Source organism: Serinicoccus marinus DSM 15273, from assembly GCF_008386315.1.
In the GTDB taxonomy this organism is placed as follows: Bacteria; Actinomycetota; Actinomycetes; order Actinomycetales; family Dermatophilaceae; genus Ornithinicoccus; species Ornithinicoccus marinus.
Window position 1 is genome coordinate 3,129,937 of the sequence record NZ_CP043808.1, and the last position, 24,164, is coordinate 3,154,100.

Sequence of the window (24,164 nt, forward strand, 5' to 3'; positions counted from 1 at the left end):
CGCGGCGCTCGGTGGGGTCAGAGGTAACCATTCGCGGCGCTCGGTGGGGGTGCCGGCGCCGGCAGGATCACCGGCCCCGGGTCATCACCAGCCGCCGGGGCCGTCCGAGCCCGCGGCATACTCCTCCAGCGGCACCTCGCCCGCCCGCCAGGCGGCGTAGACGGGTTCGACGATCCGCCACAGCTCCTCGGCCTCGTCGCCGCGGATCGTCAGCAACGGGTTGCCGTCGAGGATGGCGCCGAGGATCTCGCCGTAGGGCAGCATGCGGGACTTGCCGAGCTCGGCGGCGAGCTCCTTCTGCTCCAGGTCGAAGGGGTCGCCCTCGGCGTTCATCGACAGCTCCAGCGCGACGCTGCCGGGCTTGAGCTCTAGCACCAGCCGGTCCGGGCCGGGTGCCGGGCTCAGGCCCGTGGGGGTGTGCGCGGGCTCGCGGAAGACGACCACGACCCGCTTCGCCGTGTCCCCGAGCGCCTTGCCCGAGCGCAGCACGAAGGGCACCCCGCTCCAGCGGGCGTTGTCGAGCTGCACGGTGAGCTGGGCCAGGGTCTCGGTCTCGCGCTCGGGGTCGACGCCCTCCTCGGAGGCGTAGTCCGGGACCTGGGTGCCCTCGACCTCACCGGCGGTGTAGCGCGCCCGGCGGGAGGCGGCCGCCGGGTCGTGCCCCCACGGCTGGACGGCCCGCAGCGCCTGCGCCTTGAGCCCGCGGATCTCCTCCGGCTGCATGGTCGCCGGGGCCTCCATGGCGAAGAAGGCCAGGATCTGCAGCAGGTGGCTCTGGATCATGTCCATGAGCGCACCGGCGTGGTCGTAGTAGCCGGCGCGGCCCTCCAGCGCCAGGGTCTCGTCGTAGCAGATCTCGACCCGCTCGATGTGCTCGGCGGTCCAGATCGGCTGCAGCAGCCGGTTGGCGAAGCGCAGGCCGATGAGGTTGAGGATGGTGCTGACGCCGAGGAAGTGGTCGATCCGGAAGATGCTGCCCTCGGGTACCACCCGCAGCAGCTGCCGGTTGAGCTCCTGCGCGGACTCCAGGCTGTCGCCGAAGGGCTTCTCCAGCGCGAGCCGGGTCCCCTCCGGCACCCGCAGCTCCTCCAGGAGCACGCAGACCTTGACCGTGACCGCGGGCGGCAGCGCGAAGTAGAGCGCCAGCGGGGAGCCGGTCTGCTCCAGCAGTGCGCGGAGCTGGTCCTTCTCGAGCAGGTCGGTGCGGTGATAGGTCGAGTCGGCGACGACCCGCTCGGCCACCTCCTGCGGCACCTCGGCCTCGGCCAGGCTGTCGCGGACCTTGGCCTGCCAGTCCTCCTGGCTCAGCTCGACCCGGTCCGCCCCCATGACCCGCACGGTCCGCCCCGGCTCCTCGCGCAGCAGGGTGCCGAGCCCGGGGAGCAGCAGCCGGCGGGTCAGGTCGCCGGAGGCGCCGAGGATGAGCAGGGTGGTGGTCTGATCAGGCATACGAGCGGTCCCTCCCGCGGGTTTGTCGGGTCGGCGTCAGTCTGGCAGGTCCGGGGCTCAGCCGCGTGCCGCAGCCCGGGCGCGGGGTCCGACGTCCCGGCGGTGGACGAGCAGCGAGACGCCGAGGACGGCGAGCCCGCCGAGCGAGAGCGCCGCACCGACGAGCGCCGGGGCGCGGTAGCCGTAGCCCGCCGCGATGACCAACCCGCCGACCCAGGCGCCGAGGGCGTTCGCGACGTTGAGCGAGGCGTGGTTCATCGCGGCACCCAGGGTGCGCGCGGAGCCCGCGACGTGCATGAGGCGCAGCTGCAGCCCCACCACCCACGCCGAGCTGGTCAGCCCGATGGCAGCCACGGTGAGCAGCGCCGGGACCGTCGCGCCGGAGCTCCAGAAGAAGACGAGCAGCGAGAGGGCGGAGCCGGCGCCGGTGAGGACCAGGGTGCGCAGCACCGACCAGTCCCCCAGCCGACCGCCGAGCCAGGTGCCGAGGACCGACACCACGCCGTAGACGAGGAGGAAGACCGGGACCCACCCCTCGTCCAGCCCGGTGACCTCGGTGACCGTGGGGGCGATGTAGGAGTACGTGGCGAACATGCCGCCGAAGCCGATGGCGCCGATCGCCAGGGTCAGCCAGAACTGCGTGCTGGTGAAGGCCCGCAGCTCGGCCCGCCGCGACTGCGTGCGGTCCCGTGGCGTCCGCGGGACCCAGACCCGCACCAGCAGCGCCGCGAGCAGACCGATGACCGCGACGGCCCAGTAGCTCACCCGCCACCCGAAGACCTGCCCGGCCCAGGTGCCGAGTGGCACCCCCAGGAGCAGCGCGATGGGGATGCCCAGCATGACCGTGCCCACGGCGCGCCCACCGCGGCCGGGGGCAGCCAGGGAGACGGCCACCAACGAGGCGAGTCCGAAGAAGCCGGCGTGCGGCAGCCCGGCCACGAAGCGTGCGACCACGAGCGTGCCGAGCGACGGGGCCAGCGCCGCCGCGGCGTTCGCGAGCGCGAAGAGCAGCATGAACCCCACGAGCAGGGCCCGGCGCGGCGCCCGGGCCGCGCCCACCGCGGCGACCGGCGCCCCGACGACGACCCCGAGGGCGTAGGCGGAGATGGCATACCCCGCGGTCGGGATGCTCACGTCCAGCCCGGTGGCGATCTGCGGCAGCACGCCCATGGTGACGAACTCGGCGACCCCGATGCCGACGCCACCCAGGATGAGCGCCGCGAAGGCGAGGGTATGGCGCGGCCCGGCGGCGGGGTCGGGCGCGCCGTCGGTGGCGGTGCCGGGGCGGACGGGGGTGTGCGGGGTCGACAAGGAGAACCTCTGATCGGAGGAGCACGACGGTGGGGAGGCCTCCAGCCTACGCCCGCCGCCGGGGGATCGTCGACGAGCAGGTCAGCCGTCGACCGCCTCGGCGATCGCGACGAAGTTGGCCTTCTGAGCGCCGTCGCTGCGCTGCCCGAGCGAGGGGTCGCAGGTGATGAGGGCGATCCGGGCGACCTCCTCCTGGTCACCCCACACCGCGTCGCTGCGCTGGAGGCCCTCCTTGGAGATCTGCTGGGTGGAGGTGACGACGAAGTCCCTCGTCCCCCCGTGCCCGTAGCCGACGGTGACGATCTCGCCGTCCTCGACCTCGGCGAGGTCGTAGAAGACGTCCGGCTCGTCGTAGTAGCTGACGTGCGCCGCGATCACCGCCGTCCCCACCTGACCGGGCACCACCCGGTCGGACCCGGCATACCAGATCGCCTCGCCCTGGTCCGGGTTGATGGTGCCCTGCGGGGTGAGGCCCTCCGGGGCGATGGGTTCGTGCTCGAGGCCAGCGCCGGGGACGGTGACCCAGGTCGGTGCACCCTCGCCCTCGGCGTGGACCGGGCGACCGTCGGTGCCCTGGATCGCCCCCACGGCCTGCACCGCGAGAGCGCTCACCCCGAGCGTCCCGACCAGCAGCCCGGTGGGCAGCAGCAGACGCGCGTTCACCGGCCAGTCCTGCGGAGGTCAGCCCTGCTGGCTGCCCCGGCGACGCACGCCCACGGCGGCCGCCCCGGCGCCGACCAGCGCCAGCACCGCACCGCCGACGAGCAGCGGCGACATCCCGGTCTCTTGGAGCGGGCCTGCGGTCTCGACGGCCGGGCCGGCCGTCTCGTCGTCGGCCTCGTCCTCGCCGGTGGCGGAGTCGTCGTCGGAACCGTCGGCCGCCTCGGCGTCGTCGCCGGCTTCGTCCTCCGCGGGGGCCTCCTCGGCGTCAGCGGCGGCCTCGGCGGCCGTGCCCTGGCACAGGGTGATCTCGCGGATGATCGCGCCACCCTCGCTGCCGTAGGTCTCGCCGTACTCCGGGTCCTCGACCGCGACCTCGCCCTCGTCGGAGGTCAGGGTCAGGGCGACCCACTCGTTGTCGCCGTCGAGGTAGGGCCCGTGGACGGCCTCGTCGATGTAGGTGGCCGTCGCCGTCCCGGGCATCGCCATGACGTCACAGCTGACGTCGGCGTAGCCCTCCAGGTCGTCTTCGTCGACCGCCACGGCCGGGGTGGCGAGCGCGAGCGCGAGGCCCGCACCGCCGGCGATGGTCAGCGTCCGCAGGGTCGTGGTGCTCATCGTCGATCCTTTCCCGGGCGACCGGGCAGCGGTCGCGGTCCTCGTGCGCGCCGGTCTGTCAGCCATGATCACGTGAACCACATTCGTCACATCCAGCGCACGAGCACCATAGCGTCGGGCCGGTGTCGACCCCGTGGCGATCAGGCGGCGTGTCGCGGATGCCTCACCCGCCGCGCACCAGGGCGACCAGCGTCGCGCCCTCCTGCGGCAGGTGCGTCCGCGGCGTGACCACGGTGGCGACGCCGTCGACGACGAGGAACATCAGGACCGCGTCGGGCTCCCGGGCGCGGAAGTCGTCCAGGGTGTGCTGGTCGGTGAGCTTGGTGCGCCGCACCTGCATGCCCTCGCGGGTCGCGGCGTCCAGCTCCGGGGCGGACATCGGCGGGGAGAAGGCGACCCGGGCGGTGAGCTTGCTGGCGGTCTGCTGCTTGGCGCGGGACTCGGTCATCCGCTGCTCGTCCTGGCCGACCTCCCGCTCCTTGGGTTGCGACCTGCGCGGGAGCGGCTCCCCCTGCCGGCGCAGCTGGTAGGTGTTGGCCTGCCCCAGCGCGTGCCCGAACTCCCGCGCGGCGGTGGAGTTGGTGTCGTCGTCGTGGGTGGCCGCGACCAGCGAGCCGATGCCGGCGAGCTCCATGTCCTCGACGGCATACTCCGACAGGATGTGCGTGCGCTCGACCTTGAGCCCGGACATCCGCCCCTGCGCGACCTCGCTGGGGGCCAGCGAGACGAGCAACGTCGGCACCTTGAGCTCGCCGAGCACGCCGGCCGCCTGGCGGGCCCACACCGGAGCCCCGGCGAAGAGCACGCCGTGCGGCGAGGTGGTCGCCAGGCCGAGCCGTTCGGCGAGCCGCCCGACACCGAGGCCGTAGAGGGCCACGGTCACCACGATGGTCACGAAGACCAGCGGCACCAGCCCGGAGGACTCGAGCACCAGCTGCTCCAGGCGCTGCGCCGAGGCCTCCAGCGCCAACGTCTCCTGCGGGGTGTCGCCGCCGAGCGCGGCGGCGTGCCTGGCCTCGTCGGCCGCGTGCTCGATCTCCAGCGCGAAGATGCTCGTCACCGCTGCGGCGACGATGCCGCGCGGCGCCATGAAGGCGAGCAGGGTCCGCTCCTCGCGGGTCGCCTCGGTGCCCAGCAGCCCGAGAGCCACCGACACCGGGCGGACGACCAGCACGAGCAGCAGCACGAAGAGGGCCGCCGTGGGGGCGATGGCGACGACCTCGCCGGGGCTGACCCGCCCGGCGAGCAGCACGAAGAGGGCACCGACGATGAGCACCTGGAGGTGCTCCTTGAACTCCCGCACGTGCTCCAGCCGCAGCCCGGGCCGGTTCGCGAGGTAGATGCCGAGCATGGTCACGGTGAGCAGCCCGCTCTCGGCCTGCAGCTCGTTGGAGATGACCAGGGACCCCACGGCCACCGCGAGGAAGGCCACGCCCTCCAGGAAGTCGGGGATGAGGTGGCGGCGCATCGCCACCTCCAGCAGGACGCCGAAGACGAGCGTGAGGACGGTGGAGATGAGCAGCGTGCGCCCCAGCGTCAGGGCGGCCGTCGTGAGCGCCCCGTCCGGACCGCCGACGATGAGCGCCTGGAAGACGAGGACGGCCAGGATGGCGCCGATCGGGTCGACGACGATGCCCTCCCACCGCAGCATCGAGGAGACCCGGCGGGTGGGGCGCAGCTGGCGGATGATCGGGGCGATGACGGTGGGGCCGGTGACCACGAGCACCGCACCGACGAGCAGCGAGAGCTGCCAGTCCACGCCGGCCACGACGCCGGCCGCGGCGGCGAGCCCCCAGGCGAGCAGGACGGTGACCGAGCAGAGCCGCAGGACCGCGCTGCTGAGGCCCCGCAGCTCACGGAAGCGCAGCGAGAGCGAGCCCTCGAAGAGGATGATGCCGACGGCCAGGTTGACGCCGGCGAAGAGCAGGTCGCGCCCGAGCACGCTCTCCGGCGAGACCCACTGACCCAGGCCGAAGCCGGCGATCAGGAGCAGCAGGATCGAGGGCACCCGCAGGCGGTAGGCCACGAGCTGGCAGAGGATGGCGACCCCGAGCACGAGGGCGAGGTAGGGAGCGGGCGTCACCCGCGCCAGTGTGCCAGCCGCACGGCGGCAGTCCCGGGTGCCAGATGACAGACCGGCGCTCAGACAGCCTGGCCGGCTCGGGCGGGCAAGGGCACCGACCCGCGCGACAGGCGGGCTAGCTGTACTGACCGGACCAACCTGTCCGGTCAGTACAGCTAGCCTGCCGTGCATGGTGGAGGAGGCTGACGAGGAGGCGCTGCGCGCGGCGGTCTCCGCCGTGTATGCCGTCGCCCCCGCCGACTTCGTCGCCACCCGCAAGGAGTGGGTCGCGCGGCTGCGCTCCGAGGGCCGCAAGGACACGGCGAAGGAGGTCGCGGGGCTGCGCAAGCCGAGCGTCTCGGCCGCCGCCGTCAACGCGCTCGTGCGCGCCCAGGACCCGGTGGTCGAGGCGCTCCGGGACGTCGGCGCGCGGCTGCGGCACGCGCAGTCGGCCATGGACGCCGCCGGGCTCGCGGGGTTGCGCGGCGAGCGGGACGAGCTCCTGCGGGCCTGGGTCACGGCCGGCCGCGAGCACGCCGCAGCACCCCTGACGGGAGCCGTCGAGAGCGAGGTGCGGGACACGGCCGTCGCGGCCCTGGCGGACGCAGAGGCGACCGAGCTCGTGCTCGGCGGCACGTTGACCCGTGCGCTGTCCTACAGCGGGTTCGGCGAGGTCGACGTGGCCGACGCCGTGGCGCGCACCAGCACCGGGGTGGTGCTCACCCGCATCGACGGTGGCGGGCAGAGGGCTGAGGAGGACGCCCGCGAGAGTGCCGACACGGAGGTGGGGTCTGCGTCGGGCGGCGAGCGGTCGGCCCCGGGCGGCGACGGACCGGCTGCCGGGGGCGACGGGTCTGCTTCGGGCGGCGACGGACCGGCTGCGGGCGGCGACGGGTCTGCTCCGGGCGGCGGGGGCTCGGCTCCGCGCGCCGAGGGCTCGACCGCCGAGGACACGGACCTGGAGGCCTTGCGGTCGGCGTTGCAGACGGCGGAGAGCGAGGTGGAGGCGGCGCGTGAGCGGCGCAGGGCGGAGGCAGAGGCGGCGACCTCGGCGCAGGACAAGGTGCGGGTGGCCGAGGCCGGGGTGGACCAGGCCCGCCGCCTGCTGGCGCAGGCGGAGCAGCACGCCGCGAAGGCGCAGCAGTCGGTGGAGCGGGCGCGGGAGGCGCGGGAGCAGGCCGACGAGCAGCTCACCGAGGCGCGTGCCCGGCGGGACGCCGCCCGGACCGCCCTCGAGGAGGCCGAGGACCGCTGACCCCCGCGGTGAGGAGGAGCCGGACGCCTGGCCCGACCGACGCGCGGACCCGCGCTCAGCGGTCGCCCCCGAGTCGGCTCACGAGGCGCGGACCCGCGCTCAGCGGTCGGCGTCGAGGCGGCGCACGACCGCCCAGGCCGCCGGGAAGATCGCGGCGGCGACGCCGGCCTTGATGATCCCCGGCACGATGAACGGCGTCACGCCGATCGCGGCGATCGCGGCCGGGTCGCTCAGCTGCAGGAGCGCCGCCATGTAGGGCACACCGACGAGGAAGGGCGCGGCGGTCGCGAGCAGGAAGCCGACCAGGGCCAGCCCGACGTGCCGGTCCCAGGCCCGCTCGGCGGCCCAGCCCGCGATGGCCGCAGCGGCGACGAAGCCGATGAGGTAGCCGAACGAGGGCGCCGTGACATAGGCCGGCCCCCCACCGCCGGCGAAGACCGGCGCCCCGGCGAGCCCGACCAGCAGGTAGGTCACCAGCGTGGCGGCGCCCCGGCGCATACCGAGTGCGGAGCCGACGAGCATCACACCCAGCGTCTGGCCGGTGATCGGCACCGGCCCGATCCGGAACTGCACCAGCGCGAGCAGCGAGACCACGACGACGCCGCCCGCGACCAGCGCGACGTCGGTGAGCACGCCACGACGCGGCACCAGCCGGTCGGCGAGGACGAGCGAGGAGGTGTGCGAGGAGGGCGCGGCGGCGGTCGACATGGCGCACACGATGCCACAACGTCGGTGCCGCCGGTCGGCGGGCGACGGCCGCGCCGACGCCCGGCGAAAGTGGAACCGAGGTGACGTGACGTCATACCCTGGGAGCGCATCGGCGCCGGTCACCGTCCCTGGGGTGGCTGGCGCCCACGCGCATCACCCGCCCTGTCGTGAAGGACACATGATGAAGATCGGCCTGCTGACCTCAGGCGGAGACTGCCCCGGCCTCAACGCCGTCATCCGCGGCGTCGTGCTCAAGGGCGACCGGATCTACGAGCACGAGTTCGTCGGGATCAAGGACGGCTTCCGCGGCCTCGTCGAGGACGACATCATCCCGCTGCCCCGCAAGAAGGTCCGCGGGCTGTCCAAGGTCGGCGGCACCATCCTCGGCACCTCCCGGATCAGCCCGATCCGCACCGGCGGCACCGACCGGGTCAAGGAGGTGATGGACAAGCACGAGATCGATGCGCTCGTGGCGATCGGCGGCGAGGGGACGCTGACCGTCGCCCGGATGTTCCACGACGAGGGCATCAACGTCGTCGGCGTGCCCAAGACCATCGACAACGACCTGTCGGCCACCGACCGCACCTTCGGCTTCGACACCGCCGTGTCGATCGCCACCGAGTCGATCGACCGGCTCCGGACCACCGGCGAGGCGCACTCCCGGTGCATGATCGTCGAGGTCATGGGGCGGCACGTCGGGTGGATCGCGCTGCACGCGGGCATCGCCAGCGGCGCCCACGCCATCCTCATCCCCGAGGTGCCGGTGTCGCCGGAGCAGCTGTGCGAGTGGGTGCAGAACGCCATGGACCGTGGCCGCGCCCCGACGATCGTCGTCGCCGAGGGCTTCACCTTCGCCGGGGCGGACCAGGTCGCCAGCGACCGGGTCGACGGCTTCGGGCGCCCGCTGCTCGGCGGGATCGGCGAGGCCGTCACCCGGCTCGTCGAGGAGCGCACCGGCATCGAGACGCGCAACACCACGCTGGGGCACCTGCAGCGCGGCGGCGTCCCGAGCTCCTACGACCGGGTGCTCGCCACCCGCTTCGGCACCGCCGCGATCGACGCCGTGAGCGCCAAGAAGTGGGGGACCATGGTCGCCCTGCAGGGGATCGACATCGTCGGTGTCAACCTCCGTGACGCCACGAGCGCGATCAAGACCGTCCCGCGCGACCAGTGGGACGAAGCCGCGATCATGTTCGGCTGACCGGGGACGTCATGGAGGGCCCTCCGATCGCCGCGATCATCGGCATCGTCGGCGCCGTGGCCGGCATCTCGCTCATCCTCCTCGGCGGACGCAGCGTCGCCCGGCAGGCCTCCCGCGCCAGCCGGTGGCGACGGGAGCGGGCCACCGTCGTCGGCTACGACTGGCGCGGAGCCGACGACTACGCGGTCCAGCACTGGCGGATCGAGCGCACCGACGCGCGTGGCACCGTGCACCGCACCACCTCGCAGCTCGGGATGTCGCACGGCACGATGCGGCGCTTCCCCTTCGACGTCGACGTGCTCGTCGACCCGCACGACGAGTCCTCCTTCGTGCTCGCCGGGGGGTGCCGGTCCGGCTGGGGCGGGCTGCTGGCGGTCTTCGCCGGGCTGTTCACGATGCTCATCGCCGGGTCGATCGTCGCGCTCATCGCCTGAGCGGGCTCGGCCTGACCCGGCGTCACCCCTACGATCGGGGTATGCCGGTCCACTCCCCCTCGCTGCCCACCGCCGCCGACGTCGACGCCGCGGCGCAGCGGATCGCCGGCAGGGTGCACCGGACGCCGCTGGAGCGCAGCACCCGCCTCTCCGAGGAGACCGGTGCGCAGGTCTGGGTGAAGCGGGAGGACCTGCAGCCGGTGCGGTCCTACAAGGGCCGTGGCGCGGCCAACCTCATCGCCCAGCTCGACAGCGAGCAGATCTGGGCCGGGGTGGTCTGCGCGAGCGCCGGCAACCACGCTCAGGGTGTCGCGTATGCGTGCGCGACCCTCGGCGTCAACGCGCGGATCTATCTGCCCGCCAACACCCCGCGGCAGAAGCGCGACCGGGTCGCCACCATCGGCGGCGACTGGGTCGAGGTCGTCGTGGTGGGCCGGACCTACGACGAGGCGGCCGCCGCGGCGGTGGCCGACGCCGAGCGGACCGGGGCGACCCTGGTGCCGGCCTTCGACCACCCGCACACCATCGCCGGTCAGGGCACCATCGCCCGGGAGATCAGCGAGGACCTGCCCGGCCCGCCGGACGTCGTCGTCGTGCCCTGCGGGGGCGGGGGGCTGCTCGCCGGGTGCCTCACCTGGTTCGGCGAGCACGCGCCGCAGGTGCGGGTCGTGGCCGCCGAGCCCGCCGGCGCCGCCAGCATGATGGCCGCCACCCACGCCGGGGAGCCGGTGGCGCTGCCCGAGATCGACCGCTTCGTCGACGGGGCGGCGGTGCAGAAGGTCGGCGCGCACACCTTCGACGTGGTGCGACGGCACACCCCCGAGCTCGTCGCGGTGCCGGAGGGCCGCATCTGCACGGAGATGATCCGGCTCTACCAGAGCGACGGCATCATCGCCGAGCCCGCCGGGGCCCTGGCGGCGGCAGCGCTGGACGCGGTCGGCGACCTGACCGGGCTCGACGTCGTGGTGGTCGTCTCGGGCGGCAACAACGACCTGCTGCGCTACCCCGAGGTCATGGAGCGCTCGCTCATCCACGAGGGCCTCAAGCACTACTTCCTCGTCGACTTCCCGCAGGAGCCGGGCATGTTGCGCCAGTTCCTCGACGAGGTGCTCGGGCCGGACGACGACATCGCGCTGTTCGAGTACGTCAAGCGCAACAACCGCGAGACCGGCCCGGCCCTCGTCGGCATCGAGCTCGGTGCCCGCGAGGACCTGCAGCCGTTGCTCCGCCGCATGGACGCCAGCTCGCTGCAGATCGAGCCGATCCAGCCGGACAGCCCGCTCTTCCGCTTCATCCTCTGAGGACGGTCCCGACGACACCCGCCTTCTCATCTGCTGCAGCGTTCACCTGAACGCTGGGGCCGGTGCCTCCCGGCGAGTCCGCGGCACGGATCCGGTCGGGCCACGCCGGCGCCGACACCGGGCCTCAGTGGCTGGCGCCGGCCTTCCAGTAGCCGCAGAAACTGATCCGCGTCTTGGGTATGCCCGCGCGCACCCAGTGCCGGCGCAGCGCGGTGGCGAGGTCGGACTCGCCGGCGACCCAGGCATACACGTCACCGTCGGGCACGGGCACGCGCGCCATCTCCGATTGGGCCGCGGTGCCGGGGCGGTCCTCCGGCCCGCGTACCACCCAGCGCACGTCGACGCCGATCGGCTCGTCGAGCACCTGCCGGTCCGCGGCGTCCGGCACCTCGACGACCGCGGTGCCGACGGTGTAACGCGGCGCGTGCCGCAGGATGCCCGCCAAGGCCGGCAGCGCGGACTCGTCGGCCGCGAGCAGCAGCGCCGAGCCCGGCGGCGGGTTGAAGATCGCGCCCTCGTCGATGATCGCGACCTCGTCGCCGACCGAGCAGGACTGCGCCCACAGCGAGGCCGGCCGGGCGTCCCCGGCCTCTTCGGTGCCGTGGACGACGAAGTCGACGTCGATCTCAGGGCCCTCGCCCAGCTCGCCGTGCGGGCGATAGGCGCGGACCGTGTAGTTGCGGATGACCGGGCGCTGCGCCGCCGGGATGAGCATGTAGCGGGCATACGAGGCGGTCGTCAGCTTGTCCGGCACGTGACGGAGCGACTCGCTGCCACCGGTGGGCAGGAAGAGGCGGAACCACTGGTCGTCGCCCATCGGCCCGAAGTCGGCCAGCTCCGCCCCCCCGAGCGTGATCCGGGCGAAGGTCGGCGTCGGTCGGTGGGCGCCGCGGACCTGCAGCCGCAGCGGGCGGGCGTGCGCCGGCTTGCGGCGTGCGGCCTGCGTCTCGTTCCTCGCCATGTCGTTCTCCTCGCGGTGGGCTCCGGTGCGCGGCGGTCCGGGTACATTCGGACACATCCAGGGACAGGATATACATTAGGTGCGCCTTACCTAACTTCACTAAGGAGCATCATGCATACGCTTCGCGTCCTGGGGACCGCCACGGCCCTGTCCGCAGCCCTGGTCCTCAGCGCCTGCGGCGACGACGCCGACACCGCCGCCGGCGACGGGACGGACTCGGAGACCTCCGCCGACGCGGCGTCGGGCGCCTTCCCGGTCACCATCGAGCACGCCTTCGGCGAGACCACCATCGAGGAGCAGCCCGAGCGCGTGGCGAGCGTCGCCTGGGCCAACCACGAGGTCCCGCTCGCCCTCGGCGTCGTGCCGGTCGGCATGAGCGAGGCCACCTGGGGCGACGACGACAAGGACGGCGTCCTGCCGTGGGTCGAGGACGCGCTCACCGAGCTCGACGCCGAGACCCCGGTGCTCTTCGACGAGACCGACGGCATCGACTTCGAGGCGGTCGCCGACACCGAGCCCGACGTCATCCTCGCCGCCTACTCCGGCCTGACGCAGGAGGAGTACGACACGCTCAGCCAGATCGCACCGGTCGTCGCCTACCCCGAGCTGGCGTGGGGCACCACCTGGCAGCAGATGATCGAGCTCAACAGCCAGGCCCTGGGCCTCGCCGAGGAGGGCGACGCGCTGGTCGAGGAGATCGAGGGCTACGTCTCGGACACCGTGGCCGACTACCCGGCGCTCGAGGGCAAGAGCGCGATGTTCAGCTCGCACAGCACCGACGACCTCAGCCAGGTCGGCTTCTACACCACGCACGACCCGCGCGCGCTCTTCTTCGAGGAGCTCGGCATGACCACGCCCGAGCTGGTCAGCGAGCGCTCCGCGGAGAGCGAGACGTTCTACGAGACGGTCAGCGCCGAGAACGCCGACCTGCTCGAGGACGTCGACGTGCTCGTCACCTACGGTGACGACGCCCTGCTCACCGAGCTGCAGGACAACGCGCTGGTCTCGGAGATCCCGGCCGTCGCCGACGGTGCCGTCGTCATGCTGGAGAACGACACCCCGCTCGCCGCGGCTGCCACCCCGTCGCCGCTCGCCATCGAGTGGGGCCTGACCGACTTCCTCGACCTGGTCTCCGCCGCCGCCGAGAAGAGCCGGTGACGGACACCCTCACCTCCGCCCCGCCGGACGCGCCTGCACGCGCAGCGCGGCGGCGGGGTGGCACGAGGGCATACCGCACCACGACGCTGCTCGTGGCGCTCGGCGCCCTGGTGCTCGCCGGCGTCCTGTCGGTCACCTTCGGCGCCCGCGAGATCGGGTATGCCGATCTCGTCGCCGCCCTCGGCGGCGCGCAGGACAACATCTCCCAGGCGGCGGTCGCCCAGCGCGTGCCGCGCACCTTCCTGGCGATGCTGGTGGGCGCTGCCCTCGGGCTGGCCGGCGCGGTGATGCAGGGCGTCACCCGCAACCCGCTCGCCGACCCCGGCATCCTCGGGGTCACCTCTGGCGCCTCGCTCGCGGTGGTCGTCGGCATCGCCTTCTTCGGCCTCAGCACCTCCGGCGGCTACATCTGGGTGGCCATCGTCGGGGCCGCGGTCGCGGCGGCCGTCGTCTACGCCATCGGCTCGATGGGCCGCGGCGGCGCCACCCCGCTCAAGCTGGCGCTGGCCGGGGCGGCCATGTCCGCGGCGTTCTCCTCCCTGGTGAGCGCCATCCTGCTGCCGCGCATCCAGGTGATGGACTCCTTCCGGTTCTGGCAGATCGGCGGCGTCGGCGGCGCGACGCCGGAGAAGATCCTCACGGCCCTGCCCTTCCTGGCCGTCGGCACCCTCATGTCCGCCGCCGTGGCGCGTGGCCTCAACTCGCTGGCGCTCGGCGACGACCTGGCAGCCGGCCTCGGCGAGCGGGTGGCGCTGACCCGGGGGCTCGCCGCCGTCGGCGCGGTCACGCTCTGCGGCGCCGCGACCGCGGTGGCCGGACCCATCGGCTTCGTCGGGCTCGTCGTGCCGCACGCCTGCCGGCTCGTCGTCGGGACCGACCACCGGTGGCTGCTGCCGCTGTCGATGCTCGTGGGCGCGGTGCTGCTCACCCTGGCCGACGTGGTCGGCCGCGTCGTCGCCCGACCCGCGGAGGTCGACGTCGGCATCATCACCGCGCTCATCGGAGCGCCGGTCTTCATCATCATCGTGCGGCGGATGCGGGCGAGGGCGCTGTGAGCACGCGCACCGGTGACGCCACCGACGCCCGTCCGGCCCCGTCCGCGCTGCGGCTGGGTCGCCGCCGCCGTGCCGCGAGCCGGCGCCGCGCCGTCGGCCTGCTCGGGCTGCTCGTCGTCGCGCTCTTCGCCGTCAGCCTGATGGTGGGCCAGACGTTCTACGGGCCCGGCGAGGTCTGGCGGGTGGTCCTGGGCCAGGACGTGCCAGGCGCGACCTTCACCGTCGGGACGCTGCGGCTGCCGCGCGCCGTGCTGGGTCTGGTGGCCGGGGCCGCCCTGGGTATGGCCGGCGTCACCTTCCAGACCATGCTGCGCAACCCGCTGGCCTCGCCGGACATCATCGGGATCAGCGCGGGGGCCAGCGCCGCGGCGGTGATCGGGATCGTCGTGCTCCGCGTGGACGAGGCCCTCGTCTCCGTGCTGGCTATCGTGGCCGCCCTCGTGACGGCCCTGGTCATCTACCTGCTCGCCTACCGCGACGGGGTGCTCGGGACCCGGCTCATCCTCATCGGCATCGGCATCGCCGCGATGCTGGACTCGGTCGTCGCCTACGTCATCGTCCGCGCCGCGGCGTGGGACCTGCAGGTCGCGATGCGCTGGCTGACCGGCAGCCTCAACGGCGCGACCTGGGGGGTCGTGCTGCCGCTCGTCGTGGCGGCCGTCGTCCTCATGCCCGCCCTGCTCGCCCAGTCGCGGCAGCTCGACCTGCTGCAGCACGGCGACGACACCGCCAGCGCGCTCGGCGTGCGGGTGGAGCGGACCCGGCTCACCGTCATCGTCGCCGCCGTGGCCCTCATCGCCTTCGCGACCGCCGCCGCCGGCCCCATCGCCTTCGTGGCCTTCCTCGCCGGACCGATCGCCGCCCGCATCGTGGGGGCCGGTGGCTCGCTCATGGTGCCCGCCGCACTCACCGGTGCGCTGCTCGTGCTGGCCGCCGACCTCGCCGGGCAGCACCTCTTCGGCACCCGCTACCCCGTCGGGGTCATCACCGGCGTCCTCGGGGCGCCCTACCTCGTCTACCTGCTCGTCCGCACCAACCTCGCCGGAGGTTCGCTATGACCGCCTCGCACACGCTCGTCGCCGAGCACGTCCACCTCGGCTACGGCGACCGCACCGTCGTCGACGGACTGGACCTCACCGTCCCGCCGGGGCAGATCACGACCATCGTCGGCGCCAACGCGTGCGGCAAGTCGACGCTGCTGCGCGCACTGTCCCGGCTGCTCGCGCCGAGCGAGGGTCAGGTGGTGCTCGACGGCAAGGCGGTGCACACCCAGCCGACCAAGGCGGTCGCGCGCACCATGGGGTTGCTGCCGCAGAGCCCCATCGCGCCAGAGGGCATCGCCGTCGCCGACCTCGTCGCGCGAGGCCGCAGCCCGCACCAGCGGATGCTCACACGCTGGTCGGCCGCCGACGAGCAGGCGGTCGAGGAGGCCCTGGAGCTCACCGGCACCACCGACCTCGTGGACCGCGCCGTCGACGAGCTCTCCGGCGGGCAGCGCCAGCGCGTCTGGATCGCCATGGCACTGGCCCAGCAGACCGACATCCTGCTCCTGGACGAGCCCACGACCTACCTCGACATCTGCCACCAGATCGAGGTCCTCGACCTGCTCACCGACCTCAACCGCACCCGCGGCACGACGATCGTCATGGTGCTGCACGACCTCAACCTCGCCGCCCGGTATGCCGACCACCTCGTCGCCATGTGCGGCGGGCGGCTGCTGGCCGGCGGCACCCCCGAGGAGGTGCTCACCGCGCCGACGGTGGAGCAGGTCTTCGGGATGCGCAGCCAGGTCGTCCCTGACCCGGTCTCCGGCAAGCCCATGGTGCTGCCCATCGGCCGCCACCACGCCGCCGCCGGCGTGCTCGGTTGACGCGACTGCCCGCTCCGGCGGCGGTATGCGTCATACGGTGACAGGATCAGGTATGCCGTCGGTCCGCATCCGCGCTCCCCGCACCCAGCACTGGCTCTTCGTCGCCGTTCTGGCGCTGCAAGGCCTCAGCTGGATCCCCCAGGCACTCGGATGGACGGACCACTCTGCCCGGTGGCGCCTCCTGGCCGTGGTCGTGGGCCTGGTGACGGTGGCGCTCCTGGTGGCGCTGCTCCGTGGGGTGGACGACACCAGCGCCAGTGCAGATGGCCTGCACCGGAGCCTCTTCCACGGCCGCGGGCACGTCGCGTGGACCGACGTCACCGAGATTCGGCCCGCCCCGGGGAACCCCGAGCGCCTCGTCATCCGGGGCGCGAGCAGCCGGACGATCTTCGAGGGTCAGATGCCCACCCAGGACGAGGTCGGGCAGCTGCATACCTGGCACCGCGCCGCTCTCGAACAGGCCCGTCCCGGCGACACGCCGGACGAGAACGGCTCAGGCGTTCACGTGCGCGACTGAGCCGGTCGGGTCGGGCGTGGCGACGGGCTCAGGTTCGCGGTGACAGACTCCGGTATGCCCTCGGTCCGGATCCGCGCGCCCCGCACCCGACACTGGGTCCAGGTGGTGTCGTCCAGCCTGCTGATCCTGGTCTGGTTCCCCGCCGTGATGGGCTGGACCGGCCTCTCCACCTCGATGCGGGTCGTCGCTGGAGCCCTCCTCGTGCTGGTGCTCGTGATGCTGGCCACGCTCCTGCGCGGCGACGACGACGTCACCGCTGACGCGGAGGGCCTGCACCGCGGCCTCCTCCAGGGTCCGCGCCTCATCCTCTGGACCCGGGTGACAGAGGTCCGGCCGGCTCCCGGCCGCCAGGACCGGATCGTCTTCCGCGGCGAGGACCGGCGGACGCTCGCCACCGGCCTCATGCCCGGCCAGCGCGAGGTCGACCAGCTACATACCTGGCACCGCGCCGCTCTCGAACAGGCCCGTCCCGGCGACGCGCCCGACGAGAACGGCTCAGGCGTTCACGTGAACGACTGAGCCGGTCGCGACCGGCGAGTCGCCGGCCCTGCCCGACCGGCCCGTAGGCTCGACCGGGTGAGTCCCCGACCCCCACCGCAGGACCCCCGCGGGGACGCCACCCCGCGCGCCACCCCCCGAGCCGACACCCCGAGCGACGCCGCCCCCGCCGCCCTGGCCCCGTGGGTCGCGGCCGTCGTCACCTTCGGCTCCTCGGCGGCCGTCCTGGTCCTGGAGATCACGGCGCTGCGGCTCATCGCGCCCTACGTCGGGATCACCCTGGAGACCAACACCGCGGTCATCGGCCTGGCGCTGGCGGCGATCGCCTTCGGCGCCTGGGCCGGGGGCGCGAGCGCCGACCGCACCTCACCACGCGGTCTCATCGGCCCGCTGCTCGTGCTCGGCGGCGCGTTGACGCTGACGATCAGCCCGGCGGTCCGCTGGGTCACCGCGTTCACCCCGCCCGAGCAGTCGGCGAGCATGGCGATCCTGCTCGCGGCGGTCACCGTCTTCGCCCCTGCCGCGGTGCTCTCCGCGATCCCGCCGATGGTGGTGAAGCTGCAGCTCGGCGCGCTCACCGAGACCGGCTCGGTCGTCGGCCGCCTCTCCGCCATCGGCACCCTTGGTGCGATCGCGGCCACCTTCGTCACCGGATTCGTCCTCGTCGCGCTGCTGCGCACGAGCGTCATCCTGCTGGCCACCGGTCTGGTGCTCATGGCCGCCGGCTTCGCTCTCGTCGTCACCGCCCGGCGCGGCGGGGTCGAGCCCGGCGTCGGCACGGCTGGCGCTCTCACGGTCGCGATCGTCGGCGCCGGCCTGGGGCTCATCGCGCCGGACCCGTGCCAGGTCGAGACCCGCTACCACTGCGCCTCGGTCGTCGCCGATCCCGACCGCGAGGGCGGCCGCACCCTGGTGCTCGACACGCTGCGGCACAGCTACGTCGACCTGGACGACCCGGCATACCTCGAGTTCGCGTATGTCCGCACGCTCGCGGGCGCGCTCGACACCTGGGCGCCCGCGGACGAGCGCCTCGACGTGCTGCACGTCGGCGGCGGCGCGATGACGCTGCCGCGCTACCAGGTGGCCTACCGCGAGGCCGGGGCCAACTCGGTCGTCGAGATCGACCCGGGCGTCGTCGAGCTGGTGCGCGAGCGGCTGCCGCTGCCGGACTCCGACCGCCTCACCGTCGACGTCCAGGACGGCCGGGTCGCGGTCGCCGGGCTCGCGACCGACAGCTACGACGTCTATGTCGGCGACGCCTTCGGCGGGGTCGCCGCGCCGTGGCACCTCGCGACGGCCGAGACCTTTGCCGACGTCGAGCGCGTGCTGCGGCCGGACGGGCTCGTCGCGCTCAACATCATCGACTACCAGGAGCTGGGCTTCCTCGCCGCCGAGGTCGCGACGCTGCGCACCCTCTTCGACCACGTCGAGGTGCTCACGCACGACGACCGGCCGGTGCCGGGCGGCAACTTCGTCGTGCTCGCCTCGGACACCCCGCTCGACCCGGCGGCGGTGGAGGCGGCGACCGACGAGCACGGTGGGGGTATGCGCGCGCTCACCCCGGAGCGGGTCGACGAGCTCGCAGAGGGGGCCGAGGTGCTCACCGACGACCACGCGCCGGTCGACCAGCTCTTCACCGGCCGCTCCTGACCGTGACCGCTCAGACCGTCGCGGGCTCGGGCTCGTCCTCCCGGTGCCGGCCAGCGTGATCGACCCGCCGCGGCCACCAGAACCGCTCGCCGAGCACCCGCACGATCGCCGGCACCAGGACCGTGCGCACCACCAGGGTGTCGAGCAGCACGCCGATGCAGATGACCACACCGATCTGCGCGAGCACGACGAGCGGCAGCACCCCGAGCACCGCGAAGACCGCGGCGAGCAGGATGCCGGCGCTGGTGATGACGCCACCGGTCGCGCCCAGCGCCCGCAGCACCCCGTCGCGGGTGCCGTGCTCGCGGGCCTCCTCCAGCGTGCGGGTGATGAGGAAGATGTTGTAGTCCACGCCCAGCGCGACGAGGAAGAGGAAGGCCAGCAACGGCATACCGGCATCGATGGCACCGAAGCCGAGGACGCCGGTGAACAGCCACCACGAGACACCCAGGGCCGCGCAGAACGTCGCCACGACCGAGGTCACGAGGATGACCGGCGCGAGCAGCGAGCGCAGCAGGCCGACGAGGGTGAGCAGCACCAGCGCCAGGACCAACGGCATGACCACGAGACGGTCCCGCACGTTGCCCTCCTCCTCGTCGAGCGCGGTGGCGTCACCGCCGGTCACGTGGGTGTCGGCATACCCCTCGACCGCGGCGCGCACCTCGCCGACCGCCGCCTGCGCCTCGTCGCTGCCCGGCTCGGCCTGGAGGACGACCTGCACCTGGCCGATGCCGCCCTCCGGCTCGACCGGGGTCACCTGGGTGACGCCGTCGACGTCACCGACCGCGGCGGCCAGCTCGTCCACCTGCGCCTCGTCGCCCCGCGTGACGACGACGAGCGGGTCGGACGTGCCGGCGGGGAAGGACTCGCCGAGCCGCTCGGCGGCGGTGATCGCCTCCGGGGTCTCGAGGAACTGGTCCTCCGGCGCCAGCCCGCTGCGCAGCTGGGTGAGCCCTAAGGCCATCGCCGCCAGGAGCACGAGGGTCCCGGCGATGTATGCCGTCGGCGCGGCCGCGACGGCGTCGCCGATGCGGCGCCACAGCGACCGGGAGTCGGCGAGCACCGCCTGGCCCTCGCGCGGCACTTGCGGCCAGAAGATCCAGCGACCGAAGAGCACCAGCGCACCGGGCAGCACGAGCAGGACGAAGGCCATGGCGACGAGCACCCCGACGGCGCAGGCGAGCCCGAGGCCGCGGGTGGACGGGAAGGCCGACAGCAGCAGGCACAGCACCCCGACGACGACGGTGCTGGCGCTGGCGAGGATCGCCTCGGACGCCCGCCGCAGCGCCAGAGCCATCGCCTCGTGCCGCGAGGAGTGGGTGCGCAGCTCGTCGCGGTAGCGGCTGATGAGCAGCAGCGCGTAGTTGGTGCCGGCGCCGAAGACGAGCACCGAGAGGATGCCGATGGTCGACTCGTCCCAGGGGATGCCGACCGCCTTCAACACGTGGGTGGCGGCGCTGGCTGCGGCCTGGTCCGCGACCCCCACGACCAGCAGCGGGACGACCCAGAGGATCGGGCTGCGGTAGGTCACGATGAGCAGCAGGGCGACCACGCCGGCGGTCACTGCGAGGAGCGTCACGTTGGCGCCGTCGAAGACCGAGGCCAGGTCGGCCTCGATCGCGGCTGGGCCGGTGACCTGGGCGGTCACCCCTCGGGCACGCCGTCGGCGAGGTCCGCCCGGAGCGTGGAGACGACCTCGGCCGTCTCGGTGGCGGTGGGTGCGTCGAGGTCGAGCACACTGATCGCCGCCGTGCCGTCCTCGGCGGGGATGACCGGGAACTCGCCGGTCAGGCCTGGCGGCGGGCCGCCCTCGGCGCTCGCCTCGCCACCGGGCTGGTGGCCGGCCTCGCCCTCCGCGCCCTCGGGTGCCTGACCGCCGGTCTCGCCCTCGACCTGCCCCGTGCCACCGGAGGGGGCCTGCGTCCCCTCTGGCGCGACGTCCTCCAGCAACGTCGCGAGGTCGGGCAGCGACTCCTCGATGCCCTCCTCGGCGGTGAAGAGCACGATCGCCGCCTTGCTGCCCTCGTCAGGGAGCTCGTCCAGCAGCCCCTGACCCTGGGTGCTGTCGAAACCGGCCGGCAGCGTGTCGAGCGCCGAGGCGTCGCGCTCGGCCTGGCCGACGCCGCCGATGAGCGCGACCCCAAGGAGCAGGCCGACGAGGGCGACGATCCAGGATCGTCGACCGGTCAACGTGGCGAGCAGTCGGGACATGTCGGGGCTTGACCTCCGGGGCTAGTGTGGGACACAGTCGTCAGGTAGATACCTAACTAAGTGAGATATTTCGTGACAGAACGTAGCACGGGCTCGGTGCCGCACGGAAGTCGCGGCCCGCAGAGCGAGTGGGTCGACGGTTGGGAGCCGGGGCCGGTCCTCGACGCCCTGCGCCGGCTCCTCGACTCCGGCCGCCGCGCCACGCCGGCCCTCGCCCGCCGGGCCGGCCTCACGCATACCGAGCTGTCCGTGCTCGAGCACGTCATGGACGAGCCGGTAGGCCCCACCGAGCTGGCGCAGCGGCTCGGCGTCACCTCCGCCGCGGCGAGCGGCATCGTCGACCGGCTGGTCGCTCGTGGGCACGTCGAGCGGCAGGCACACCCGACCGACCGCCGCCGCACCGCGGTGGTGGCGACCGAGAGCGGGCGTGAGGAGCTCATGGGACACCTCGTGCCGATGTTCGCCGAGCTCCAGCACGTCGCGCAGGGTCTCAGCGAGGACGAGCGCGACGTCGTGCTCCGCTTCCTGCTCGCGGCGGACCGCGCGGTGGGTCGGCTGCTCTGAGGCTCGGCCCCTCCATGAGCAGGGGAGCGCTCGGCCACGCGCTCTGGTCCCTGCCCCCGCGACACCGCGGCTGCCCGTCCGGACCGGGGGGAGGCCGGCCGAGGGCGGGTCGGCCGCGCGAACCGGCGTCGCCGGCGGCTCCTAGACTGAGGTGATGAGTGTGGACCCGCAGACCGAGCCGCTCCGCGAGGGGGCGGTCGCGATCACCGTGTCCGACCGCAGCTCCGACGGTCGGCGCGAGGACGAGTCCGGCCGCCTGCTCGTGCAGGCGCTGCGCGCGATCGGGTATGCCGTCACCGAGCCGGTCGTGGTGCCGGACGGGGTGGACAGCGTGGCCGGCGCGCTGCGCGACGCGGTCGGGCAGGGCGCGCGCCTGGTCGTCACCACCGGCGGCACGGGGATGGGACCGCGCGACCTCACGCCCGAGGGCACCCGGGAGGTCATCACGCGGGAGAACCCCGGCCTGGCCGAGCTCATCCGCCGGGAGGGCTCCCGGCAGACGCCCTACGCCGCAGTCTCCCGCGGCGTCGTCGGCGTCGTCGACTGGCCGCAGGAGCGCGGCGTCGGGGGCACCCTCGTCGTCAACCTGCCCGGACGGCCCGCCGCGGTGACCGAGGGGATGGACATCATCAGCCCGCTGCTCGCGCACGTGCTCTCCCAGGTGAGCGGGGGTGACCACACGTGGTGACCCGTGAGCCGCTCGTCGACGGCTACGGCCGGGTCCACCGGGACCTGCGGATCTCGGTGACCGACCGGTGCTCGTTGCGCTGCACCTACTGCATGCCCGAGGACGGCGTGCCCTGGCTGCCCCGGGCGACCATGCTCAGCACCGAGGAGGTCGTCCGGCTCGCCGACGTGGCCGTCTCGATGGGGATCGAGGAGATCCGGCTCACCGGCGGCGAGCCGCTGCTGCGCCGCGACCTCGTGGACGTCGTCGCCGGGCTGGCCGCGCTGGACCCGGCACCCGAGATCAGCATGACGACCAACGCGGTCGGGCTGGCCAAGAACGCCTCGGCGCTGCGCGAGGCCGGCCTGACCCGGGTCAACGTCAGCCTGGACACGCTGCGACGCGACGTCTTCATCGAGCTCGCGAAGCGCGACCGGCTCAAGGACACCCTCGACGGCGTGCGCGCCGCCGCGGAGGCCGGGCTGGTGCCGGTCAAGATCAACACCGTGCTCATGCGGGGGATCAACGACGACGCCGAGGACGTGGTCGGGCTGCTGACCTTCGCGCTGGAGCACGGCTACGAGCTGCGCTTCATCGAGCAGATGCCGCTGGACGCCCAGCACGGCTGGGACCGTCGGCAGATGATCACCGGCGAGGAGATCCTCGACAAGCTGCGCACCGGCTACGACCTCACCGCGCAGCCGGACGAGACACGGGGCAGCGCCCCGGCCGAGCTCTTCGACGTTCGTCCCCTCGGCGCGGACGTGGAGAATGAGCCGCTGGGCACCGTGGGCGCCATCGCGTCGGTGACGATGCCCTTCTGCGGCAGCTGCGACCGGGTCCGGCTCACCGCGGACGGCATGATCCGCAACTGCCTCTTCGCCACCGGCGAGACCGACCTGCGCACGCCGCTGCGCGACGGTGCCTCGGACGACGAGCTCGCCGCCCTGCTGCGCTCCTCGATCACCGCCAAGCTGCCCGGTCACGGCATCAACCAGCCGACCTTCCTGCAGCCCCCGCGTCCCATGAGCGCCATCGGCGGCTGACCTCGCTCCCTTCCCCGCACCACCTGGGGTCAGGTGCGTGCCGGCGCTCGCTCAGTGGCGGCAGCGGTCGCGGCGGTCGGGCAGCCGCTCGAAGCCGGCCGAGGTATACGTCGCCACCGCCCCCGTGTTCGCCGCGGTCGTCGCCACGACGACGGCCGCGGCACCCAGGTCTCGCAGCGCCGCCGCACCGGCGAGCGTGACAGCCCGGCCGTGGCCCTGACCACGGTGGTCCGGGTGCACGCCCATCGGCTCGATCACGCCGACGCGCCCGGCACCGGCCGCCCAGACGATGATCGTCGCCGCCGGCTCGCCCCGGTCGCTCCGCAGCAGGAGGCCACGCGCCTCGCGGAAGGGCGTGCCCGCCGCGAGGGCCTCCCACCGCGAGCGCATCTCCGCCATGCCGAGCCGACCGCCGAACGCCGCCCGGTGCACCTGCGCCCAGTCGCCCGCGGTGGACGTGTCGACGGTCTCGACCGGCATACCGGGGTCCTCCACCGGCCGGTCGAGGTCGCGCCGCAGGACCGCCCAGGGCTCGTCCTCGCCCCACCCCTGCTCCCCCAGCAGGTCGTGCGCGAGCGCACCGCTGGGCGTCTCGACCGCGACCTCGCCCTCGGGCAGGACCCCGTGGCCGGGGTCGGCCGCGTCGGCGACCACCTGCTCCGCGAGCGCAGGGTCACGCTGGTGGTCGGGTCGGAGGCCGACGCGCAGCAGGTCCGGCCCGTCGAGCAGGCCGACGGCCAGGATGCCGTCCCGGCTGCTCCAGACCCGCAGCGCCGCGGCCGTCGCCTCCGGTCCACGGCTCCAGAACCACCCGACGTCACCGGGGTGCAGCTGCACCGGCGCCTCCGGCCCCTGCCACGAGGCCAGCACGGCCACGATCGCGCCGAGGTCGTCGACGCCGGGGGTGGCGAGGCTGATGCTCATCGGCCCATCCGACCGCCTCGGCCGCTCCACCGCAACGGGTTTGC

The 24,164-nt window shown here is 73.7% G+C and carries 24 protein-coding genes; 14 read left to right on the forward strand and 10 right to left on the reverse strand.

Annotated elements, in window-relative coordinates:
• Nucleotides 1-84: 84 nt before the first annotated feature.
• From FU792_RS15095 to FU792_RS15115, 5 genes are all read right to left on the reverse strand, one after another.
• Nucleotides 85-1,449 carry a glucose-6-phosphate dehydrogenase gene (locus FU792_RS15095; RefSeq protein WP_022925815.1) on the reverse strand — a complete coding sequence of 455 codons (1,365 nt, stop codon included), beginning with the start codon at nt 1,447-1,449 and terminating at the stop codon, nt 85-87.
• 57 nt (nt 1,450-1,506) lie between these two features.
• The gene (locus tag FU792_RS15100; RefSeq protein ID WP_022925816.1) at nt 1,507-2,760 is read right to left on the reverse strand and encodes an MFS transporter; all 1,254 of its coding nucleotides are present in this window, start codon (nt 2,758-2,760) and stop codon (nt 1,507-1,509) included.
• A gap of 81 nt (nt 2,761-2,841) precedes the next feature.
• A complete protein-coding gene (locus tag FU792_RS15105; RefSeq protein ID WP_022925817.1) occupies nt 2,842-3,423 on the reverse strand; it encodes a class F sortase in 582 nt (193 codons plus the stop codon).
• 18 nt (nt 3,424-3,441) lie between these two features.
• Nucleotides 3,442-4,038, reverse strand: a complete 597-nt coding sequence (locus FU792_RS15110; protein ID WP_022925818.1) for a hypothetical protein — start codon at nt 4,036-4,038, stop codon at nt 3,442-3,444.
• 163 nt (nt 4,039-4,201) lie between these two features.
• Nucleotides 4,202-6,121, reverse strand: a complete 1,920-nt coding sequence (locus tag FU792_RS15115) for a cation:proton antiporter (protein ID WP_022925819.1) — start codon at nt 6,119-6,121, stop codon at nt 4,202-4,204.
• Between the two features lie 169 nt (nt 6,122-6,290).
• Here FU792_RS15115 and FU792_RS15120 point away from each other — a divergent pair, with 169 nt between their 5' ends.
• Entirely contained in the window at nt 6,291-7,355 is a 1,065-nt protein-coding gene (locus FU792_RS15120; RefSeq protein WP_022925820.1) for a hypothetical protein, read from the forward strand.
• 99 nt (nt 7,356-7,454) lie between these two features.
• Here the strand turns inward: FU792_RS15120 and FU792_RS15125 are convergent, their stop codons facing one another.
• A complete protein-coding gene (locus tag FU792_RS15125) occupies nt 7,455-8,063 on the reverse strand; it encodes a biotin transporter BioY (protein ID WP_022925821.1) in 609 nt (202 codons plus the stop codon).
• Nucleotides 8,064-8,244: 181 nt separating this feature from the next.
• Between FU792_RS15125 and FU792_RS15130 the strand changes: the two genes are divergently transcribed.
• From FU792_RS15130 to ilvA, 3 genes are read left to right on the forward strand one after another with little or no spacing between them, the layout of a single operon-like run.
• A complete protein-coding gene (locus FU792_RS15130) occupies nt 8,245-9,264 on the forward strand; it encodes a 6-phosphofructokinase (RefSeq protein WP_028131170.1) in 1,020 nt (339 codons plus the stop codon).
• Between the two features lie 11 nt (nt 9,265-9,275).
• Entirely contained in the window at nt 9,276-9,698 is a 423-nt protein-coding gene (locus FU792_RS15135; RefSeq protein ID WP_022925823.1) for a DUF3592 domain-containing protein, read from the forward strand.
• Between the two features lie 41 nt (nt 9,699-9,739).
• A complete protein-coding gene (gene ilvA / locus FU792_RS15140; RefSeq protein WP_022925824.1) occupies nt 9,740-10,999 on the forward strand; it encodes a threonine ammonia-lyase IlvA in 1,260 nt (419 codons plus the stop codon).
• A gap of 124 nt (nt 11,000-11,123) precedes the next feature.
• Here ilvA and FU792_RS15145 read toward each other — a convergent pair whose 3' ends face one another.
• Entirely contained in the window at nt 11,124-11,960 is an 837-nt protein-coding gene (locus FU792_RS15145; protein ID WP_149814875.1) for a siderophore-interacting protein, read from the reverse strand.
• 111 nt (nt 11,961-12,071) lie between these two features.
• Between FU792_RS15145 and FU792_RS15150 the strand changes: the two genes are divergently transcribed.
• The 7 genes from FU792_RS15150 to FU792_RS15180 all read left to right on the forward strand — a co-directional run bounded on the left by FU792_RS15150 (nt 12,072) and on the right by FU792_RS15180 (nt 18,708).
• A complete protein-coding gene (locus FU792_RS15150; protein ID WP_022925826.1) occupies nt 12,072-13,118 on the forward strand; it encodes an iron-siderophore ABC transporter substrate-binding protein in 1,047 nt (348 codons plus the stop codon).
• A complete protein-coding gene (locus FU792_RS15155; protein WP_022925827.1) occupies nt 13,115-14,173 on the forward strand; it encodes a FecCD family ABC transporter permease in 1,059 nt (352 codons plus the stop codon). The genes FU792_RS15150 and FU792_RS15155 overlap by 4 nt, the downstream gene beginning before the upstream one ends.
• Nucleotides 14,170-15,231 carry a FecCD family ABC transporter permease gene (locus FU792_RS15160; RefSeq protein ID WP_149814876.1) on the forward strand — a complete coding sequence of 354 codons (1,062 nt, stop codon included), beginning with the start codon at nt 14,170-14,172 and terminating at the stop codon, nt 15,229-15,231. The genes FU792_RS15155 and FU792_RS15160 overlap by 4 nt, the downstream gene beginning before the upstream one ends.
• Nucleotides 15,228-16,043 (forward strand): ABC transporter ATP-binding protein, encoded by an 816-nt coding sequence (locus FU792_RS15165; RefSeq protein WP_022925829.1) that lies wholly within the window; start codon nt 15,228-15,230, stop codon nt 16,041-16,043. The genes FU792_RS15160 and FU792_RS15165 overlap by 4 nt, the downstream gene beginning before the upstream one ends.
• A gap of 52 nt (nt 16,044-16,095) precedes the next feature.
• Nucleotides 16,096-16,560, forward strand: a complete 465-nt coding sequence (locus tag FU792_RS15170) for a hypothetical protein (protein ID WP_022925830.1) — start codon at nt 16,096-16,098, stop codon at nt 16,558-16,560.
• A 102-nt stretch (nt 16,561-16,662) separates the two neighbouring features.
• Nucleotides 16,663-17,079 (forward strand): hypothetical protein, encoded by a 417-nt coding sequence (locus tag FU792_RS15175; protein WP_149814877.1) that lies wholly within the window; start codon nt 16,663-16,665, stop codon nt 17,077-17,079.
• Nucleotides 17,080-17,136: 57 nt separating this feature from the next.
• Entirely contained in the window at nt 17,137-18,708 is a 1,572-nt protein-coding gene (locus FU792_RS15180) for a fused MFS/spermidine synthase (RefSeq protein ID WP_022925832.1), read from the forward strand.
• Nucleotides 18,709-18,718: 10 nt separating this feature from the next.
• On the opposite strand, the gene FU792_RS15185 is transcribed toward FU792_RS15180, so the two are convergent.
• Complete coding sequence (locus FU792_RS15185) at nt 18,719-20,356, reverse strand: MMPL family transporter (RefSeq protein ID WP_238706002.1); 1,638 nt, start codon at nt 20,354-20,356, stop codon at nt 18,719-18,721.
• Nucleotides 20,353-20,919 carry a hypothetical protein gene (locus tag FU792_RS18185; protein WP_238706003.1) on the reverse strand — a complete coding sequence of 189 codons (567 nt, stop codon included), beginning with the start codon at nt 20,917-20,919 and terminating at the stop codon, nt 20,353-20,355. Before FU792_RS18185 ends, FU792_RS15185 begins: the two co-directional genes overlap by 4 nt.
• A 96-nt stretch (nt 20,920-21,015) precedes the next feature.
• On the opposite strand from FU792_RS18185, the gene FU792_RS15190 reads away from it, so the two are divergent.
• From FU792_RS15190 to moaA, 3 genes are all read left to right on the forward strand, one after another.
• Nucleotides 21,016-21,483 carry a MarR family winged helix-turn-helix transcriptional regulator gene (locus FU792_RS15190; RefSeq protein ID WP_022925834.1) on the forward strand — a complete coding sequence of 156 codons (468 nt, stop codon included), beginning with the start codon at nt 21,016-21,018 and terminating at the stop codon, nt 21,481-21,483.
• 154 nt (nt 21,484-21,637) lie between these two features.
• Nucleotides 21,638-22,171: a MogA/MoaB family molybdenum cofactor biosynthesis protein gene (locus FU792_RS15195; protein ID WP_033419017.1), complete on the forward strand. Its 534-nt coding sequence runs from the start codon at nt 21,638-21,640 to the stop codon at nt 22,169-22,171.
• Nucleotides 22,165-23,196, forward strand: a complete 1,032-nt coding sequence (gene moaA / locus FU792_RS15200; protein ID WP_022925836.1) for a GTP 3',8-cyclase MoaA — start codon at nt 22,165-22,167, stop codon at nt 23,194-23,196. The genes FU792_RS15195 and moaA overlap by 7 nt, the downstream gene beginning before the upstream one ends.
• Before the next feature lie 51 nt (nt 23,197-23,247).
• Here the strand turns inward: moaA and FU792_RS15205 are convergent, their stop codons facing one another.
• Complete coding sequence (locus FU792_RS15205) at nt 23,248-24,120, reverse strand: GNAT family N-acetyltransferase (RefSeq protein WP_022925837.1); 873 nt, start codon at nt 24,118-24,120, stop codon at nt 23,248-23,250.
• Nucleotides 24,121-24,164 lie beyond the last annotated feature (44 nt).